This is a genomic window from Pelagibius sp. (assembly GCF_028289705.1).
GTDB lineage: Bacteria > Pseudomonadota > Alphaproteobacteria > Kiloniellales > Kiloniellaceae > Pelagibius.
In genome coordinates this window covers 1-15,293 of sequence record NZ_JANQOI010000050.1, presented here as the reverse complement: position 1 = coordinate 15,293, position 15,293 = coordinate 1, and the positions used below count along the sequence as shown (strand labels likewise).

Here is a 15,293-nt window from a genome sequence, read left to right as displayed (position 1 = left end):
GCCGGGCGACAATGTGTCGATGACGGTTGAGCTGATCGCGCCGATTGCGATGGACGAGGGCCTGCGCTTTGCCATCCGCGAAGGCGGGCGCACCGTCGGCGCCGGCGTCGCCGCAGGCATCAGCAAGTAAGAGGACTTTATGACGCGCCTGCCCAATCCCGGGCAGGCGCCGACTTTTGGATGGCGCTGAATTATGGACAGCCAAGACATACGCATTCGCCTCAAGGCTTTCGATCACCGGGTGCTCGACCAGTCGACCTCGGAGATCGTCGGTACGGCGAAACGGACGGGCGCCCAGGTGCGCGGCCCGATTCCGCTGCCGACCCGTATCGAGAAGTACACGGTGCTGCGTTCGCCGCACATCGACAAGAAAAGCCGTGAGCAGTTCGAGATCCGCACCCACAAGCGCCTGCTCGACATCGTCGATCCGACGCCGCAGACGGTGGATGCCCTGATGAAACTGGATCTCGCCGCCGGCGTTGATGTCGAGATCAAGCTGAAGGGCTGATGCCATGCGGACTGGTCTGATTGCACAGAAGATGGGCATGACCCGGGTGTTTACGCCGGAAGGCGAGAGCGTGCCGGTGACCGTGCTGCAGATGAACGACTGCCAGGTGGTGGCGGTGCGCACCTCGAAGAAGGACGGCTACGACGCCGTTCAGCTCGGCGCCGCCCGCGCCAAGCCGAACCGCGTCAGCAAGCCGATGCGCGGCCACTTCGCCAAGGCGAAGGTGGAGCCCAAGCGCCGGCTGGCCGAGTTCCGCGTTTCCAACGACGCGCTGCTGGAAGTGGGTCAGGAGCTTTCCGCCGCCCATTTCGTCGCCGGCCAGTTCGTCGACGTCACAGGCTCTTCCATCGGTAAGGGCTTTGCCGGCGCCATGAAGCGCCACAATTTCGCCGGCCTGCGCGCCAGCCACGGCGTGTCGATCTCGCACCGTGCCCACGGCTCCACCGGCAACAGCCAGGACCCGGGCAAGGTCTTCAAGGGCAAGAAGATGGCCGGCCACATGGGCGACCGCCGGGTGACCACCCAGAACCTGGAGATCGTCTCGGTGGACGAGGACCGCGGGTTGATCCTGGTGAAGGGCGCGGTGCCCGGCGCCGAGGGCGGCTGGGTCACTATCCGCGACGCCGTGAAGCGCAGTTCGCCGGACAACCTGCCGTTCCCGGCGGCCCTGCGTGCCGGGGCCGAGGCTCCGGCGGCGGAAGCGGAAGAAGAGGCACCGGCGGAGGACGCTCCGGCGCAAGAGGCGGCTCCCGAGGCGGCTGAAGACGAGAAGAAGGACCAGTAACCATGAAGTGTCCGGTTACGACACTTGAGAACAAGAAGGCCGGCGAGATCGAGCTCGACGACGGCGTCTTCGGCCTGGAGCCGCGCCGCGACGTGCTGACCCGCCTGGTCAACTGGCAGCTCGCCAAGCGGCGCGCCGGCACCCACAAGGTGAAGACCCGGGGCGAGATCTCCGGCTCGACCCGCAAGATCTACCGGCAGAAGGGCACCGGCAACGCGCGCATGGGCTCGGCCCGGACCACCCAGCGCCGCGGCGGCGCCACGGTCTTCGGCCCGGTGGTGCGCGACCACAGCCACAGCCTGACCAAGAAGTTCCGCAAGCTCGGCCTCAAGACCGCGCTCTCGACCAAGGCCTCCGAAGGCAAGCTGATCGTGGTCGAGGATCTGACAGTCAAGGAGGCCAAGACCGGTGAGCTGGCGAAGAAGTTCGCGGCGCTGGGCTGGTCTTCGGTGCTGATCATCGACGGGGCGCAGGTCGACGGCGGTTTCGCCCGGGCGGTGCGCAACATCCCGCTGGTGGACGTGCTGCCGCAGCAGGGCGCCAACGTCTACGACATCCTGCGCCGCGATACCCTGGTCCTGACCAAGGGCGCGGTGGAAGCCTTGGAGGCGCGACTGAAATGAGCCGGGCACGCAGCATCAAGAGCCAGCCGACCGTGGTCTCGAAGGAGCGCATGTACGAGGTGGTCCGCCGCCCGGTGGTGACGGAAAAGTCGACCCTGGGCTCCGAGCACAACCAGGTGACCTTCGTGGTGCCCCTGGATGCCACCAAGCCGGAGATCAAGGTCGCCGTCGAGACGCTCTTCAAGGTGAAGGTCAAGGCGGTGAACACACTGCGCCAGAAGGGCAAGGTGAAGCGTTTCCGCGGCCAGCTCGGCAAGCGCTCGGACAGCAAGAAGGCCTTTGTGACCCTCGACGAGGGCCACAGCATTGACGTGACCACGGGGGTCTAAGCGATGGCGCTGAAAAAATTCAATCCGACCACGCCGGGGCGCCGCAACCTCGTTCTGGTGAACCGCGGCGACCTCTGGAAGGGCAAGCCGGTCAAGAAGCTCACCGAAGGTCTGACCAAGAAGGGTGGGCGCAACAATGCCGGCCGTATCACCGCGCGTCGCCGCGGCGGCGGGCACAAGCGGCTCTACCGCATGGTCGACTTCAAGCGGCGGAACTTCGACGTGCCGGCGAAGGTGCTGCGCCTGGAATACGATCCCAACCGCAGCGCCTTCATCGCCCTCATCGAGTATGAGGGTGGCGAGCAGAGCTACATCCTGGCGCCCCAGCGCCTGGCGGTCGGCGATACGGTGATCTCCGGCGAGCGCGCGGACATCAAGCCGGGCAACGCCATGCCGCTGTCGTCGATCCCGGTCGGCACCATTGTCCACAATGTGGAGATGAAGGCCGGCAAGGGCGGGCAGATCGCGCGCGCCGCGGGGACCTACGTGCAGTTGGTGGGCCGCGATGCCGGCTATGCCCTGCTGCGTCTGGGCTCCGGCGAGGTGCGCATGGTGCGGGCCGAGTGCATGGCCTCCATCGGCGCGGTCTCCAACCCCGACCAGGCCAACGCCAAGCTGGGCAAGGCGGGGCGCAAGCGCTGGATGGGCAAGCGCCCCTCGGTGCGCGGCGTCGCCATGAACCCGGTCGACCACCCCCACGGCGGCGGCGAGGGCCGCACCTCGGGCGGCCGCGATCCGGTCACCCCCTGGGGCAAGCCGACCAAGGGCGCCAAGACCAGGCAAAACAAGAAGACCGACTCACTCATCGTGCGTCGCCGTCACAAGAAGCGATAGGAGAGCGCAACCGTGTCACGCTCTGTTTGGAAAGGTCCGTTCGTCGACAGCTATCTGCTGAAGAAGGCAGAGACGTCGCGCGCCTCTGGTCGTAACGAGATCATCAAGACCTGGTCTCGCCGCTCGACCATCATGCCGCAGTTCGTCGGGCTGACCTTTGGCGTCTACAACGGCAAGAAGTTCCTGCCGGTGCTGGTGACCGAGAACATGGTGGGCCACAAGTTCGGCGAGTTCGCGCCGACGCGCACCTTCTACGGGCACGCCGCCGACAAGAAGGCCAGGAGGGGCTAGAACCATGGGTAAGCCGAAGCATCCCGGCCGTCTCACCGAGGTGGAAGCGCGCACCGTGGTGCGCAACCTGCGCACTAGCCCGCAGAAGCTGAACCTGGTGGCCGCCTCCATCCGCGGCATGTCTGCCGAGGCGGCGCTGGCCGAGCTCACCTTCTCCAAGCGGCGCATCGCCAACGACGTCAAAAAGGCGCTGCAGTCGGCCATCGCCAATGCGGAGAACAACCATCAGCTCGACGTCGACCGCCTCTACGTCTCCGAGGCTTCGGTCGGCCGCAGTTTTGTCATGAAGCGCTACCGTGCCCGGGCGCGCGGGCGCGCCGGCAAGATCACGAAGCCTTGGAGCCGCCTGACGTTGGTGGTCCGCGAGCGCGAGGAAACGGCGTAATGGGTCAGAAAGTCAATCCGATCGGCCTCAGGCTGGGAATCAACCGGACCTGGGATTCCCGCTGGTTCGCCGACGACAACTACGCGAACCTGCTGCACGAGGACCTGCGCATCCGCAAGTATCTGCGCGGCCGTCTGCAGCAGGCCGGGGTGTCGCGCATCGTCATCGAGCGGCCGGCGAAGAAGGCCCGGATCACCATCCACACCGCCCGCCCGGGCGTGGTGATCGGCAAGAAGGGCGCCGACATCGAAAAGCTGCGCGCCGCCCTGCAGAAGATGACCGAGAGCGAGGTTCACCTGAACATCGTGGAGATCCGCAAGCCGGAAATCGACGCGCGTCTGGTGGCCGAGAACATCGCCAACCAGTTGGAGCGCCGCGTTGCCTTCCGCCGCGCCATGAAGCGGGCCGTGCAGTCGGCCATGCGCCTGGGCGCCAGCGGCATTCGCATCAACTGCGGCGGCCGCCTGGGCGGCGCCGAGATCGCCCGCACGGAGTGGTACCGCGAGGGCCGCGTGCCCCTGCACACCCTGCGCGCCGACGTCGATTACGGCGAGGCCACGGCGAAGACAACCTACGGCACCTGCGGGGTGAAGGTCTGGGTCTTCAAGGGCGAGATCCTGGGGCACGACCCCATGGCCCAGGACAAGCGTGCGCAGGACGCGCAGACGGCGCGATAAGCGACCGGCGCCTGCGATAGGTAGAGTTTGAGGAACGACAGCGATGCTGCAGCCGAAACGAACGAAGTACAGAAAGGCCCACAAGGGGCGCATCCACGGCAAGGCCAAGGGCGGCACGGCCCTGAACTTCGGCGCCTATGGGCTGAAGGCCACGACGCCGGGCCGTGTCTCGGCGCGCCAGATCGAGGCCGCGCGGCGCACCATCACCCGCCACATGAAGCGTGTCGGCAAGCTGTGGATCCGCGTTTTCCCGGACGTTCCGGTGTCGTCCAAGCCCGCCGAGGTCCGCCAGGGCAAGGGCAAGGGCTCGCCGGAGTGGTGGGCCGCGAGAGTGAAGCCGGGCCGCGTGCTCTTCGAGCTCGACGGCGTTCCCATGGAACTGGCGCGTGAAGCCTTCATCCTGGCATCGGCCAAGCTGCCGGTGCAGACGAGGTTCGTCACCCGCCTCGGCGGTGAGGAGAACTAGGGCATGAAGGCCGCAGACCTGCGGAGCAAGTCCGCCGACGAACTGAAGGAATCGCTGCTCGACCTGCGCAAGGAGCAGTTCAACCTGCGTTTCCAACAGGCGAGCGGGCAGCTCGAGAACACTGCGCGTGTGCGGCAGGTGCGCCGCGACATCGCGCGAATCAAAACCATCCTGCGCACTATGCAGCAGGCGGCATCTTAGGAGTTTACGGCTATGCCGCGTCGTGTCTTGCAAGGAGTGGTGGTGAGCGACAAGGGCGACAAGACGATCACCGTCTTGGTCGAGCGCCGGGTCATGCACCCCGTCTACAAGAAGATCATCAAGCGCTCCAAGCGCTACCGCGCCCATGACGAGGGCAATCACTGCAACGTCGGCGACACCGTGCGCATTCGCGAGTGCCGGCCCATTTCCAAGACCAAGTCCTGGGAAGTGGTGACCGACGGCGAGCAGGCCGCTTAGAGCTGGGAAAGGGCGAGACCGATGATCCAGATGCAGACGCAGCTAGACGTCGCCGACAACTCGGGCGCCCGGCGGGTGCAGTGCATCAAAGTGCTCGGTGGTTCCAAGCGCAAGACGGCCGGCGTCGGCGACATCATCGTGGTGTCGGTGAAGGAAGCCATTCCGCGGGGCCGCGTGAAAAAAGGTGATGTACATCAGGCAGTTATCGTGCGTACCGCCAAGGAGATCCGGCGCGGCGACGGAAGCACGATCCGCTTCGACAACAACGCGGCGGTGCTGATCAACAAGCAGGGCGAGCCGATCGGAACCCGTATTTTCGGCCCGGTGACCCGTGAGCTTCGCGCCAAGAAGTTCATGAAGATCATCTCCCTGGCCCCAGAGGTGCTGTGATGGCCAAGAAGTTCAAGATCAAGAAGGGCGACAAGGTGGTGGTGACCACCGGCCGCGACAAGGGCAAGCAGGGCGAAGTCCTGCGCGTGCTGCGCGCCGAACAGCGCGTGCTGGTCCAGGGCGTCAACATGGTCAAGCGCCACACCGCGCCGAGCCAGGCCTCGCCCGGCGGCATCGTTGAGAAGGAAGCCTCGCTTCACATCTCCAACGTTGCCCACATCGACCCTAAGTCGGGTTCGGCCACCCGCGTCGGCTACAAGCTCGACAAGGACGGCAACAAGATCCGCTTCGCCAAGCGTTCCGGCGAAGCCATCGATTTCTAAGCGAAGGTCAACGACGATGAAACCGCGCTTGAAAGAGCATTACGAGACGACGCTGAAGCCTGCTCTGATCGAGGAGTTCAGCTACAAGAACACCATGGAGGTCCCGCGCCTCGAGAAGGTCGTCATCAACATGGGCGTTGGTGAGGCGGTGGCCGATTCCAAGAAGATCAAGTCGGCGGTGAAGGAGCTCACGCTGATCGCCGGCCAGGCGCCGGTGGTGACCAAGGCCAAGAGGTCGGTGGCCACCTTCAAGCTGCGCGAGGGCATGTCCGTCGGCTGCAAGGTGACCCTGCGGCGCGAGCGCATGTACGAGTTCCTCGACCGTCTGGTGACCATCGCTCTGCCGCGGGTCCGCGACTTCCGCGGCCTCTCGAACAAGAGCTTCGACGGTCGTGGCAACTATGCCATGGGACTGAAGGAACAGATCGTGTTTCCGGAGATCGACTACGACTCCGTCGACGAGATCCGGGGCATGGATATCGTCATCTGCACGACAGCGAAGAACGACCAGGAAGCCAGGGCCCTGTTGAAGGGTTTCCAGTTCCCGTTTCGGGCCTAAGGGCGGAAGGAAAGAGCAATGGCAAAGAAGAGTGCCGTCGAGAAGAACAAGGCTCGCAGGAAGTTGGTGAACCGCTATGCAGGCAAGCGGGCCGAGCTGAAAGCCGTGGCGCGTGACCGCACGCTGCCGCCGGAGGAGCGCTTTCAGGCCTATCTGAAGCTTGCCAAGTTGCCGCGCAATTCGACCAAGGGCCGTTTGCGCAACCGCTGCCAGGTGACCGGGCGCCCGCGCGGCGTCTACCGCAAGTTCCAGCTTTCGCGCATCTCGCTGCGCGAGCTGGCCTCGGTGGGTCAGGTTCCTGGCATGGTTAAGTCGAGCTGGTAGGAGGTAGTCGGGCGATGGCGATGAGCGATCCCCTCGGAGATATGCTGACGCGTATCCGTAACGGACAGCGGACCGGAAAGTCGAAGGTCCGCGCGCCGGCATCCAAGCTGCGCGCGAATGTCCTGGGTGTTCTGCAGCGTGAGGGCTACATCCGCGGCTTCCGCACCGAAGCCACGGATTTCGGTCACAACGAGGTCGAAATCGAGCTGAAGTACAACGACGGCCTGCCGGTGATCCAGGAGATCGCCCGCGTTTCGCGTCCGGGCCGGCGTGTCTATTCGAAGATCAAGGAGCTGCCGCGGTTTTACAACGGCCTCGGCATCACCATCCTCTCGACGCCGCGCGGGGTCATGTCCGACCAGGAAGCGCGGGCGGCGAACGTCGGTGGTGAGGTGCTTTGCCGCGTCTTCTGAGGACGCCAGAGTTAAGGAACTGACAGTCATGTCACGTGTAGGCAAGAACCCCATCGAAGTGCCCTCCGGCGTCGAGGTTGCCATCAAGGGCCGGCAGATCTCGGCGAAGGGCAAGCTGGGCATGCTGGAGTACGAGGCGACCGAGGATGTCGAGGTCAGCCAGGATGACGGCAAGGTCTGGGTCAAGCCGGCCAACGACGGCAAGCGCGCCCGGGCCATGTGGGGCACCGTGCGCTCGCGCATCCAGAACATGGTGATCGGCGTCTCCGAGGGCTTCACCAGGAACCTGGAGATCAACGGCGTCGGCTATCGTGCCGCGGTGCAGGGGCAGTCCCTGAACCTGCAGTTGGGCTTCAGCCACGATGTCGCCTATCCGATCCCCGAGGGCATCGACATCAAGTGCGAGAAGCCGACGGCGATCACGGTCAGCGGCGCGGACAAGCAGAAGGTCGGCCAGGTGGCGGCGGAGATCCGCGGCTTCCGCCCGCCGGAGCCCTACAAGGGCAAGGGCGTGAAGTACGCGGAAGAAGTCATCCTGCGCAAGGAAGGCAAGAAGAAGTAAAGCGATGAAGACGACAAAGACCCTACAGGATTGGCGCAAGCGGCGGGTTCGCTCCCGGCTGCGCCGCAAGAGCAGCGGCCGGCCGCGTCTCTCGGTCTTCCGCTCCGGCAAGCACATCTACGCTCAGGTGATCGACGACAGCCAGGGCGTCACCGTCGCCTCGGCCTCCAGCGTCGACGGCAGCCTGAAGCCGAAGCTGAAGCACGGCGCCGACAAGGCAGCCGCCGCCGAGGTCGGCAAGCTGGTGGCGGAGCGCGCGGTTGCGGCCGGCATCAAGGAGGTCGTCTTCGACCGTGGTGCATACCTCTTTCATGGGCGCGTGAAGGCCTTGGCCGATGCCGCCCGTGAAGGCGGATTGACGTTCTAAGGAAAGACAAGGCTATGGCACGAGCTCCCCGCGAAGGGCGGTCCCGCGACGATCGCCGCCAGCGCGACAACGACGAGCCGGAACTGATCGAGAAGCTGGTCGGCATCAACCGCGTGGCCAAGGTGGTCAAGGGTGGCCGGCGCTTCGGCTTTGCCGCCCTGGTGGTGGTCGGCGACGGCCGCGGCCGGGTCGGTCACGGCCACGGCAAGGCCCGCGAGGTGCCGGAGGCGATCCGCAAGGCGACCGAGCAGGCCAAGAAGGACATGATCCGTGTGCCGCTGCGTGAGGGCCGGACCCTGCACCACGACATCCGCGGGCGCTTCGGCGCCGGCAAGGTGCTGCTGCGGGCGGCCGAGGCCGGTACCGGCATCATCGCCGGCGGTCCGATGCGTGCGGTCTTCGAGGCGCTGGGCGTGCAGGACGTGGTCGCCAAGTCGGTGGGCAGTTCCAACCCCCACAACATGATCCGCGCCACCTTCGAGGCCCTGGGCCGCAGCGCCAGCCCGCGCATGGTTGCGCAGCGGCGCGGCAAGAAGGTGGCCGAGGTGCTGGGCCGCCGCGACACCGCGGCCGCCGAGGCGAGGGAGTAACCCGACAATGGCAGCGGCCAGCAAGAAGACCCTGAGGGTCACCCAGATCGCCAGCCCCATCGGCCGCCCGAAGGACCAGCGGGCGACCCTGGTGGGCCTCGGGCTGAACAAGATGAACCGCACGCGCGAGCTGGAGGATACCCCGGCGGTGCGCGGCATGATCAACAAGGTGAGCCACCTGGTGCGCGTCGAAGGCGAGGCCTAGGGCGCGAAAGACTGTTTCGGGCGGTCGGCTGAGGCTGCCCGGTTTGGGACGAAAAGCGATGAAACTCAATCAGTTGAGCGACAACACAGGCGCCAACAAGGCGCGCAAGCGCATCGGGCGCGGCATCGGCTCGGGCAAGGGCAAGACCTCCGGCCACGGCCACAAGGGGCAGAAGTCCCGCTCCGGCGTGGCCATCAAGGGCTTCGAGGGCGGCCAGATGCCGCTGCACCGGCGCCTGCCCAAGCGTGGCTTCAACAACATCTTCGCCAAGACCTTCAAGGTGGTGAACCTGGGCCGCCTGCAGTCCGCCATCGATGCCGGCCGGCTGGACGCCAAGAAGCCGGTGGACGCCGCGGCGCTGCGCGAGGCGGGCCTGGTGAAGACCGCGCGCGACGGCATCCGTTTGCTTGCAAAGGGCGAGCTCAAGACCAAGATAGACATCACAGTCGCCGGCGCCTCCAAGGCGGCGGTCGAGGCTGTGGAGAAGGCCGGCGGATCTGTGACCGTGGTGGCCAAGGCTCCCGCTGCAGCGGCCGAGACCGCGGAAAGCGCGCCGGCGTCCGAATAGACCGGGCGGTGTGAGCGCCGTCCCGTACACGAAAGACAGAGCCCATGGCTTCAGCTGCCGAGCAACTCGCTGCCAACATCAACTTTGGCGCCTTCGCCAAAGCCCCGGAGTTGAGGAAGCGAATCTGGTTCACGCTCGGCGCCCTGGTCATCTACCGCCTCGGCACCTGGATCCCCATTCCCGGCGTCGACCCGCAGATTCTGGCGGAGATCTTCTCCCAGCAGGCGGGCGGCATTATCGGCGTCTTCGATATGTTCGCCGGCGGCGCCCTCAGCCGCATGACCATCTTCGCCCTCAACATCATGCCGTACATCTCTGCGGCCATCATCATGCAGCTTCTGACGGCGGTTTCGCCGACCCTGGAAGCGCTGAAGAAAGAGGGTGAGGCCGGCCGCAAGAAGATCAACCAGTACACCCGCTACGGCACGGTGGTGCTGGCGATGTTCCAGTCCTACGGCATCGCCGTCGGCCTGGAGTCGACGCAGGGCTCCACCGGCTCGGCGGTCATCGATCCGGGCCTGTTCTTCCGCCTGACGACGGTCATTACCCTGACCGGCGGCACGGTCTTCCTGATGTGGCTGGGCGAGCAGATCACCCAGCGCGGCGTCGGCAACGGTATCTCGCTGATCATCTTCGCCGGCATCGTCGCCAACCTGCCGCTGGCCTTGTTCGAGGTTCTCGAACTCGGCCGTGTCGGCACCCTCTCGGCGATTGTCATCATCCTGCTCCTGGTCGGTTCGGTGGCCGTGATCGCCTTCATCGTGTTCATCGAGCGCGCCCAGCGCCGCATCGTGGTGCAGTATCCCAAGCGCCAGGTGGGCAACAAGATGTTCGGCGGCGAAGCCTCGCACCTGCCGCTGAAGCTCAATCCCTCCGGCGTCATTCCGGTGATCTTCGCCTCTTCGCTGCTGCTGATGCCGCTGACCGCGGCGGGCTTCTCCGGCGGCGGCGGGCCGGAGTGGCTGCGCTGGGTCACCGCGACCCTGGGCCAGGGCACACCGCTTTACCTGATCATCTACGCGGCGATGATCATCTTCTTCGCCTTCTTCTACACCGGGATCGTCTTCAATCCGGACGACACGGCGGACAACCTGAAGAAGCACGGCGGCTTCATCCCCGGCATCCGTCCGGGCAAGAACACCGCGGAGTTCCTGCGCCGCATCATGACCCGTCTGGGTACCGTGGGCGCGATCTACCTGGCGGCGGTGGCCCTGATGCCGGAGATCCTGCGCGCCGAGTACAACATTCCCTTCTATTTCGGGGGCACGTCGCTGCTCATTGTGGTGACGGTGACCATGGACACGGTGGGCCAGATCCATGCGCACCTGCTGGCCCAGCAATACGAGGGGCTGATCAAGAAATCCAAGCTTCGGGGGAGGCGCGGATGAACATCATTCTTTTGGGACCACCGGGGGCGGGCAAGGGCACCCAGGCCAAACGCCTGGAAGAGAAGCACAAGCTGATCCAGCTCTCAACCGGCGACATGCTGCGGGCGGCGGTCGCTTCCGGCAGCGAGCTGGGCAAGAAGGCGAAGGAGATCATGGATGCCGGCAATCTGGTGCCGGACGATCTGATGATCGCCATGATCGCCGACCGGATCGACCAGCCGGACTGCGCCAACGGCTTCATTCTCGACGGTTTTCCCCGCACCACGCCCCAGGCCGAGGCGCTGGACCGGATGCTGGCCGACAAGGGCCTGAAGCTCCACTCCGTGGTCGAGATGAAGGTGCAGGACGAGGTCCTGGTGGGGCGCATCACCGGGCGCTACACCTGCGCCGCCTGCGGGGCCGGTTATCACGACGAGTTCCAGAAGCCCAAGGTGGAGGGCGTCTGCGACAACTGCGGCAGCACAGAGTTCAAGCGCCGCAGCGACGACAATGCCGAGACCGTGCGCAGCCGCCTGGCGGCCTACCACGCCCAGACCGCCCCGATCCTGCCCTATTACGAGGGCAAGGGCATTCTGAAGGCCGTCGACGGCATGGCCGGCATCGACGAAGTCGCCGAGCAGATCGAAGATGCCCTGGGGGCTGCCTGATGGCTGTTGACTTGCCGTTGACCAGCCCTATAATCCCGGCTTTCCGGCGCCTTTGGCGACCGGACTCTTCTGCTTGTCTAAACAGGGTTTTCGGGCGCTGGTGGGCCCGAGTCTACCGCGTCTAAGGAGTTCCGCGAAGTGGCACGTATTGCTGGCGTCAACATTCCGACCCAAAAGCGGGTCGAGATCGCCTTGACCTACATCCACGGGATCGGCCGCACCAAGGCCACCGAGATCTGCCAGAAGGTGGGTATCCCGCGGGAGCGGCGGGTCAACGAGCTGACCGACGACGAGGTGGTGCGCGTGCGCGAGACCATCGACCGCGACTATTCGGTGGAGGGTGACCTGCGCCGTGAGGTGGCGATGAACATCAAGCGCCTCATGGATCTGGGCTGCTATCGCGGCCTGCGGCACCGCAAGGGGCTGCCGGTGCGCGGCCAGCGGACCAACACCAACGCGCGGACCCGCAAGGGCCCGGCGCGGCCCATCGCCGGCAAGAAGAAAGCCGCCAGGTAGAATTTTGCCCCCGTCAGCAAGCGTCTAGCATCAGGAAACGAGCAACAAGGCCATGGCCAAACCGCAAGCGCGTCTGCGCCGCCGCGAGAAGAAGAACATCACCTCCGGCATCGCGCATGTGAACGCTACGTTCAACAACACCATGATCACGATCACCGACGTCCAGGGCAATACCATCTCCTGGTCTTCGGCCGGTGGTCAGGGCTTCAAGGGTTCGCGCAAGTCGACCCCCTTTGCGGCGCAGATCGCCGCCGAGGATGCCGGCAAGAAGGCGCAGGAACACGGCATGCGGACCCTGGAAGTCAACGTCAAGGGCCCGGGTTCGGGCCGCGAATCGGCGCTGCGCGCGCTCCAGGCGGTGGGTTTCACCATCACCGCCATCCGCGACGTCACGCCGATTCCGCACAACGGCTGCCGGCCGCCGAAGCGGCGCCGCGTTTAACGCTAAGGCCGGGGGATCGCCGGACGATCGAACCCCGGCATGAGATTGGCGATCGCCGAAGGCTGCCGGCATCGCGCCAATCGGAGCAGACGGAAGGTCCGTACTGACTCAATTGACGATCTGAACAGCCTAGAAGTCGTGAGGGCACCAGCGTGCTGCAGAAAAACTGGACCGAACTGATCAAGCCGACGAAGCTGGACATCCAGCCGGGACCGGACGCCCACCGCGTCGCCAAGGTGGTGGCCGAGCCGCTCGAGCGGGGCTTTGGCCTGACCCTGGGCAATGCGCTGCGGCGTGTGCTGCTGTCCTCCCTGCAGGGGGCGGCGGTGACCTCCATCCAGATCGACGGCGTTTTGCACGAGTTTTCCTCGATCCCCGGCGTGCGTGAGGACGTCACCGACGTGGTCCTCAACGTCAAGGCCATCGCGCTGCGCATGGGCGGCGAGGGGCCGAAGCGCATGCGCCTCAGGGCCGAGGGCCCGGGCGAGGTGACCGCCGGCCAGATCGAGACCGGCCATGACATCGAGATCATGAACCCGGAACTGGTGCTCTGCACCCTGGACGACGGCGCGCGTATCGACATGGAACTGACCGTGGACACCGGCAAGGGCTATGTCCCGGCCACCCAGAACCGGCCGGAGGACGCGCCCATCGGCCTGGTGCCGGTCGATTCGATCTTCTCGCCGGTGCGCAAGATCTCCTACAAGGTGGACAACACCCGCGTCGGCCAGGTCACCGACTACGACAAGCTGACCATGGAGGTCGAAACCAACGGCGCGGTGACGCCGGACGACGCCGTGGCGCTGGCTGCCCGGATCCTCCAGGACCAGCTTCAGCTCTTCATCAACTTCGAGGAGCCGCAGGCGCGCCACGACGAGGAGGCGCCCAGCGAGCCGCCGTTCAACCGCAACCTGCTGCGCAAGGTCGAAGAGCTGGAGCTCTCGGTACGCTCGGCCAACTGCCTGAAGAACGACAACATCGTCTACATCGGCGATCTGGTGCAGAAGACCGAAGGCGAGATGCTGCGCACGCCGAACTTCGGGCGCAAGTCGCTGAACGAGATCAAGGAGGTTCTCGCCTCCATGGGCCTCCATCTGGGTATGGAGATCCCGAGCTGGCCGCCCGAGAACATCGAGGAGCTGGCCAAGCGTTTGGAAGAGCCTTACTGAGGCGCTTCGCAGGTATCGGATTGGGAGCAGACGGCTCCCCCCGGCTGTACCGGATCAGGGCTTTGAAGAGCCTGAGAGGGCAGGCGGCAGTGCAATCGGTCTCGTGCGCGAGGCCAGGGATGATGAAAGGATAGGACATGCGTCACGGTCTTCATGGGCGCCGCTTCAACCGGACGGCCAGCCACCGCAAGGCGATGTTCGCCAACATGGCTGCATCGCTGATCAAGCACGAGCAGATCAAGACCACCTTGCCGAAGGCCAAGGATCTGCGGCGCGTTGTCGACCGGCTGATCACCCTGGGCAAGCGCGGCGATCTGCATGCACGCCGTCAGGCACTCTCGGTGCTGCGCGATACGCTGTTGACCGAGAAGCTGTTTGACGACCTGGCCGAGCGCTACAAGGAGCGCCCGGGCGGCTACACCCGCGTCCTCAAGGCGGGCCATCGCTACGGCGACATGGCCCCGATGGCCATCATCGAACTGGTCGACCGCGACGAGGACGCCAAGGGGCAGGATTCCGGTCCGACCCAGGAGGCCGAGGACGAAGACGAGGAAGACTAAGTTTGGGAGGCAAATCGTCTCACAAGACGATCACGTTCGCGAAAGGCAGCCTCCCGGGGCTGCCTTTCTTGTTTGACCGCTCCGCAACGGCCCCCAAATATGGGGTGGGCGACACGCGAACCAATGGGAAAAGAGCATTGACCCGCTTCAACCGGGCAAAACGGGCGATTTTCGGGCCGGCTCTGGCCTTGGCGCTGCTGCTGACCGGTGCAACCGGCTTTGCCGCGCTGGCCCAGGAGCGGGCGGTCCCGGACAGCCGGGACGAGGTCATGCTGTCCTTTGCCCCGGTGGTGCGCCAGGCCGCCCCCGCGGTGGTCAACATCTTCACCCAGCGCAAGGTCGAACGGCAACGGCGCGTCAGCTCGCTGCTGGACGATCCCTTCTTCCGGCGCTTCTTCGGCGGCAACATCGGGCCGGAGCGCAAGCGCCAGCAGCAGCAGTCCTCCCTCGGCTCCGGCGTCATCGTCGATCCCGAGGGCTTCATCGTCACCAACGAGCACGTCATCAAGGGCGCCACCTTAATCAAGGTGGTCCTGAAGGACCGCCGCGAGTTCGAGGCACAGTTGGTGCTGGCGGACCCGCGCACCGACCTGGCGGTCTTGCGGGTCGATCCGCGGGGCGAGGCGCTGCCCAGCATTCCCTTCCGCGATTCCGACACTGTGGAGGTGGGCGATCTGGTCCTGGCCCTCGGCAATCCCTTCGGCGTCGGCCAGACGGTGACCAGCGGCATCGTCTCGGCGCTGGCGCGCACCCAAGTGGGGATCACCGACTTCAGCTTCTTCATTCAGACCGACGCCGCCATCAATCCCGGCAACTCCGGCGGCCCGCTGCTCAACCTCTCCGGCGAGGTCATCGGCATCAACACGGCGATCAATCCGAACGCCAACACCATCGGCTTCGCCGTGCCCATCAAC

28 protein-coding genes and 1 pseudogene are annotated in these 15,293 nt (G+C 65.5%); all 29 read left to right on the top strand.

The genetic code is table 11. The features are described from left to right. A pseudogene (gene tuf / locus Q0996_RS06335) lies at nt 1–130 on the top strand (elongation factor Tu); the annotation flags it as partial. A 63-nt stretch (nt 131–193) separates the two neighbouring features. Further along, nucleotides 194–508 carry a 30S ribosomal protein S10 gene (rpsJ, locus tag Q0996_RS06330; protein WP_167231680.1) on the top strand — a complete coding sequence of 105 codons (315 nt, stop codon included), beginning with the start codon at nt 194–196 and terminating at the stop codon, nt 506–508. 4 nt (nt 509–512) lie between these two features. Further along, nucleotides 513–1,292: a 50S ribosomal protein L3 gene (rplC, locus tag Q0996_RS06325; RefSeq protein ID WP_299616960.1), complete on the top strand. Its 780-nt coding sequence runs from the start codon at nt 513–515 to the stop codon at nt 1,290–1,292. A gap of 2 nt (nt 1,293–1,294) precedes the next feature. Further along, the gene (rplD, locus tag Q0996_RS06320) at nt 1,295–1,915 is read left to right on the top strand and encodes a 50S ribosomal protein L4 (RefSeq protein ID WP_299616959.1); all 621 of its coding nucleotides are present in this window, start codon (nt 1,295–1,297) and stop codon (nt 1,913–1,915) included. Then, nucleotides 1,912–2,244 carry a 50S ribosomal protein L23 gene (locus Q0996_RS06315; protein ID WP_299616958.1) on the top strand — a complete coding sequence of 111 codons (333 nt, stop codon included), beginning with the start codon at nt 1,912–1,914 and terminating at the stop codon, nt 2,242–2,244. The genes rplD and Q0996_RS06315 overlap by 4 nt, the downstream gene beginning before the upstream one ends. A 3-nt stretch (nt 2,245–2,247) precedes the next feature. Next, a complete protein-coding gene (rplB, locus tag Q0996_RS06310) occupies nt 2,248–3,078 on the top strand; it encodes a 50S ribosomal protein L2 (protein WP_299616957.1) in 831 nt (276 codons plus the stop codon). Between the two features lie 12 nt (nt 3,079–3,090). Next, entirely contained in the window at nt 3,091–3,369 is a 279-nt protein-coding gene (rpsS, locus tag Q0996_RS06305; protein ID WP_299616956.1) for a 30S ribosomal protein S19, read from the top strand. Nucleotides 3,370–3,373: 4 nt separating this feature from the next. Beyond that, a complete protein-coding gene (gene rplV, locus Q0996_RS06300) occupies nt 3,374–3,754 on the top strand; it encodes a 50S ribosomal protein L22 (protein ID WP_299616955.1) in 381 nt (126 codons plus the stop codon). Then, nucleotides 3,754–4,431 (top strand): 30S ribosomal protein S3, encoded by a 678-nt coding sequence (gene rpsC, locus Q0996_RS06295; RefSeq protein ID WP_299616954.1) that lies wholly within the window; start codon nt 3,754–3,756, stop codon nt 4,429–4,431. Before rplV ends, rpsC begins: the two co-directional genes overlap by 1 nt. A gap of 43 nt (nt 4,432–4,474) precedes the next feature. After that, nucleotides 4,475–4,897, top strand: coding sequence for a 50S ribosomal protein L16 (gene rplP / locus Q0996_RS06290; RefSeq protein ID WP_299616953.1), 423 nt, complete (start codon nt 4,475–4,477; stop codon nt 4,895–4,897). A gap of 3 nt (nt 4,898–4,900) precedes the next feature. Next, complete coding sequence (gene rpmC, locus Q0996_RS06285) at nt 4,901–5,098, top strand: 50S ribosomal protein L29 (RefSeq protein WP_299616952.1); 198 nt, start codon at nt 4,901–4,903, stop codon at nt 5,096–5,098. Between the two features lie 12 nt (nt 5,099–5,110). After that, a complete protein-coding gene (rpsQ, locus tag Q0996_RS06280) occupies nt 5,111–5,356 on the top strand; it encodes a 30S ribosomal protein S17 (RefSeq protein WP_299616951.1) in 246 nt (81 codons plus the stop codon). 21 nt (nt 5,357–5,377) lie between these two features. Further along, nucleotides 5,378–5,746 (top strand): 50S ribosomal protein L14, encoded by a 369-nt coding sequence (gene rplN / locus Q0996_RS06275; RefSeq protein WP_299616950.1) that lies wholly within the window; start codon nt 5,378–5,380, stop codon nt 5,744–5,746. Next, complete coding sequence (gene rplX / locus Q0996_RS06270; protein ID WP_299616949.1) at nt 5,746–6,069, top strand: 50S ribosomal protein L24; 324 nt, start codon at nt 5,746–5,748, stop codon at nt 6,067–6,069. Before rplN ends, rplX begins: the two co-directional genes overlap by 1 nt. A gap of 16 nt (nt 6,070–6,085) precedes the next feature. Next, complete coding sequence (gene rplE, locus Q0996_RS06265; RefSeq protein ID WP_299616948.1) at nt 6,086–6,628, top strand: 50S ribosomal protein L5; 543 nt, start codon at nt 6,086–6,088, stop codon at nt 6,626–6,628. 18 nt (nt 6,629–6,646) lie between these two features. Then, the gene (rpsN, locus tag Q0996_RS06260; RefSeq protein ID WP_299616947.1) at nt 6,647–6,952 is read left to right on the top strand and encodes a 30S ribosomal protein S14; all 306 of its coding nucleotides are present in this window, start codon (nt 6,647–6,649) and stop codon (nt 6,950–6,952) included. A 14-nt stretch (nt 6,953–6,966) separates the two neighbouring features. Next, nucleotides 6,967–7,365, top strand: a complete 399-nt coding sequence (gene rpsH, locus Q0996_RS06255) for a 30S ribosomal protein S8 (protein WP_299616946.1) — start codon at nt 6,967–6,969, stop codon at nt 7,363–7,365. A 28-nt stretch (nt 7,366–7,393) separates the two neighbouring features. Next, the gene (gene rplF / locus Q0996_RS06250) at nt 7,394–7,927 is read left to right on the top strand and encodes a 50S ribosomal protein L6 (protein WP_299616945.1); all 534 of its coding nucleotides are present in this window, start codon (nt 7,394–7,396) and stop codon (nt 7,925–7,927) included. Between the two features lie 4 nt (nt 7,928–7,931). Next, nucleotides 7,932–8,294: a 50S ribosomal protein L18 gene (gene rplR, locus Q0996_RS06245; protein WP_299616944.1), complete on the top strand. Its 363-nt coding sequence runs from the start codon at nt 7,932–7,934 to the stop codon at nt 8,292–8,294. Between the two features lie 14 nt (nt 8,295–8,308). Then, on the top strand, nt 8,309–8,884 hold the full coding sequence (rpsE, locus tag Q0996_RS06240; protein WP_299616943.1) for a 30S ribosomal protein S5: 576 nt from the start codon (nt 8,309–8,311) through the stop codon (nt 8,882–8,884). A 7-nt stretch (nt 8,885–8,891) separates the two neighbouring features. Continuing rightward, nucleotides 8,892–9,089, top strand: a complete 198-nt coding sequence (rpmD, locus tag Q0996_RS06235; protein WP_299616942.1) for a 50S ribosomal protein L30 — start codon at nt 8,892–8,894, stop codon at nt 9,087–9,089. A 58-nt stretch (nt 9,090–9,147) separates the two neighbouring features. Further along, on the top strand, nt 9,148–9,657 hold the full coding sequence (gene rplO, locus Q0996_RS06230; protein ID WP_299616941.1) for a 50S ribosomal protein L15: 510 nt from the start codon (nt 9,148–9,150) through the stop codon (nt 9,655–9,657). Nucleotides 9,658–9,701: 44 nt separating this feature from the next. Next, a complete protein-coding gene (gene secY, locus Q0996_RS06225; protein ID WP_299616940.1) occupies nt 9,702–11,045 on the top strand; it encodes a preprotein translocase subunit SecY in 1,344 nt (447 codons plus the stop codon). Then, the gene (locus Q0996_RS06220) at nt 11,042–11,692 is read left to right on the top strand and encodes an adenylate kinase (RefSeq protein ID WP_299616939.1); all 651 of its coding nucleotides are present in this window, start codon (nt 11,042–11,044) and stop codon (nt 11,690–11,692) included. Before secY ends, Q0996_RS06220 begins: the two co-directional genes overlap by 4 nt. A gap of 138 nt (nt 11,693–11,830) precedes the next feature. Then, complete coding sequence (rpsM, locus tag Q0996_RS06215) at nt 11,831–12,208, top strand: 30S ribosomal protein S13 (protein WP_299616938.1); 378 nt, start codon at nt 11,831–11,833, stop codon at nt 12,206–12,208. A gap of 52 nt (nt 12,209–12,260) precedes the next feature. Beyond that, on the top strand, nt 12,261–12,650 hold the full coding sequence (gene rpsK, locus Q0996_RS06210) for a 30S ribosomal protein S11 (RefSeq protein ID WP_299616937.1): 390 nt from the start codon (nt 12,261–12,263) through the stop codon (nt 12,648–12,650). A gap of 152 nt (nt 12,651–12,802) precedes the next feature. Continuing rightward, complete coding sequence (locus Q0996_RS06205) at nt 12,803–13,819, top strand: DNA-directed RNA polymerase subunit alpha (RefSeq protein ID WP_299616936.1); 1,017 nt, start codon at nt 12,803–12,805, stop codon at nt 13,817–13,819. 137 nt (nt 13,820–13,956) lie between these two features. Continuing rightward, complete coding sequence (gene rplQ, locus Q0996_RS06200; protein ID WP_299616935.1) at nt 13,957–14,379, top strand: 50S ribosomal protein L17; 423 nt, start codon at nt 13,957–13,959, stop codon at nt 14,377–14,379. A gap of 188 nt (nt 14,380–14,567) precedes the next feature. Further along, the coding region (locus Q0996_RS06195) for a trypsin-like peptidase domain-containing protein (protein ID WP_322096650.1) at nt 14,568–15,293 on the top strand (726 nt) is incomplete at its 3' end.

Coding starts and splice junctions, on each gene's coding strand:
- rpsQ (WP_299616951.1), top strand. CDS start 5,111: ATGCCGCGTCGTGTCTTGCAAGGAGTGGTGGTGAGCGACAAGGGCGAC.
- rpsE (WP_299616943.1), top strand. CDS start 8,309: ATGGCACGAGCTCCCCGCGAAGGGCGGTCCCGCGACGATCGCCGCCAG.
- rplX (WP_299616949.1), top strand. CDS start 5,746: ATGGCCAAGAAGTTCAAGATCAAGAAGGGCGACAAGGTGGTGGTGACC.
- rpsC (WP_299616954.1), top strand. CDS start 3,754: ATGGGTCAGAAAGTCAATCCGATCGGCCTCAGGCTGGGAATCAACCGG.
- rplD (WP_299616959.1), top strand. CDS start 1,295: ATGAAGTGTCCGGTTACGACACTTGAGAACAAGAAGGCCGGCGAGATC.
- rplE (WP_299616948.1), top strand. CDS start 6,086: ATGAAACCGCGCTTGAAAGAGCATTACGAGACGACGCTGAAGCCTGCT.
- rplF (WP_299616945.1), top strand. CDS start 7,394: ATGTCACGTGTAGGCAAGAACCCCATCGAAGTGCCCTCCGGCGTCGAG.
- rpmD (WP_299616942.1), top strand. CDS start 8,892: ATGGCAGCGGCCAGCAAGAAGACCCTGAGGGTCACCCAGATCGCCAGC.
- rpmC (WP_299616952.1), top strand. CDS start 4,901: ATGAAGGCCGCAGACCTGCGGAGCAAGTCCGCCGACGAACTGAAGGAA.
- rplB (WP_299616957.1), top strand. CDS start 2,248: ATGGCGCTGAAAAAATTCAATCCGACCACGCCGGGGCGCCGCAACCTC.
- rplC (WP_299616960.1), top strand. CDS start 513: ATGCGGACTGGTCTGATTGCACAGAAGATGGGCATGACCCGGGTGTTT.
- rplV (WP_299616955.1), top strand. CDS start 3,374: ATGGGTAAGCCGAAGCATCCCGGCCGTCTCACCGAGGTGGAAGCGCGC.
- rpsN (WP_299616947.1), top strand. CDS start 6,647: ATGGCAAAGAAGAGTGCCGTCGAGAAGAACAAGGCTCGCAGGAAGTTG.
- rplN (WP_299616950.1), top strand. CDS start 5,378: ATGATCCAGATGCAGACGCAGCTAGACGTCGCCGACAACTCGGGCGCC.
- rpsH (WP_299616946.1), top strand. CDS start 6,967: ATGGCGATGAGCGATCCCCTCGGAGATATGCTGACGCGTATCCGTAAC.
- rplR (WP_299616944.1), top strand. CDS start 7,932: ATGAAGACGACAAAGACCCTACAGGATTGGCGCAAGCGGCGGGTTCGC.
- rplQ (WP_299616935.1), top strand. CDS start 13,957: ATGCGTCACGGTCTTCATGGGCGCCGCTTCAACCGGACGGCCAGCCAC.
- rplP (WP_299616953.1), top strand. CDS start 4,475: ATGCTGCAGCCGAAACGAACGAAGTACAGAAAGGCCCACAAGGGGCGC.
- Q0996_RS06220 (WP_299616939.1), top strand. CDS start 11,042: ATGAACATCATTCTTTTGGGACCACCGGGGGCGGGCAAGGGCACCCAG.
- rpsJ (WP_167231680.1), top strand. CDS start 194: ATGGACAGCCAAGACATACGCATTCGCCTCAAGGCTTTCGATCACCGG.
- Q0996_RS06315 (WP_299616958.1), top strand. CDS start 1,912: ATGAGCCGGGCACGCAGCATCAAGAGCCAGCCGACCGTGGTCTCGAAG.
- rpsK (WP_299616937.1), top strand. CDS start 12,261: ATGGCCAAACCGCAAGCGCGTCTGCGCCGCCGCGAGAAGAAGAACATC.
- rplO (WP_299616941.1), top strand. CDS start 9,148: ATGAAACTCAATCAGTTGAGCGACAACACAGGCGCCAACAAGGCGCGC.
- secY (WP_299616940.1), top strand. CDS start 9,702: ATGGCTTCAGCTGCCGAGCAACTCGCTGCCAACATCAACTTTGGCGCC.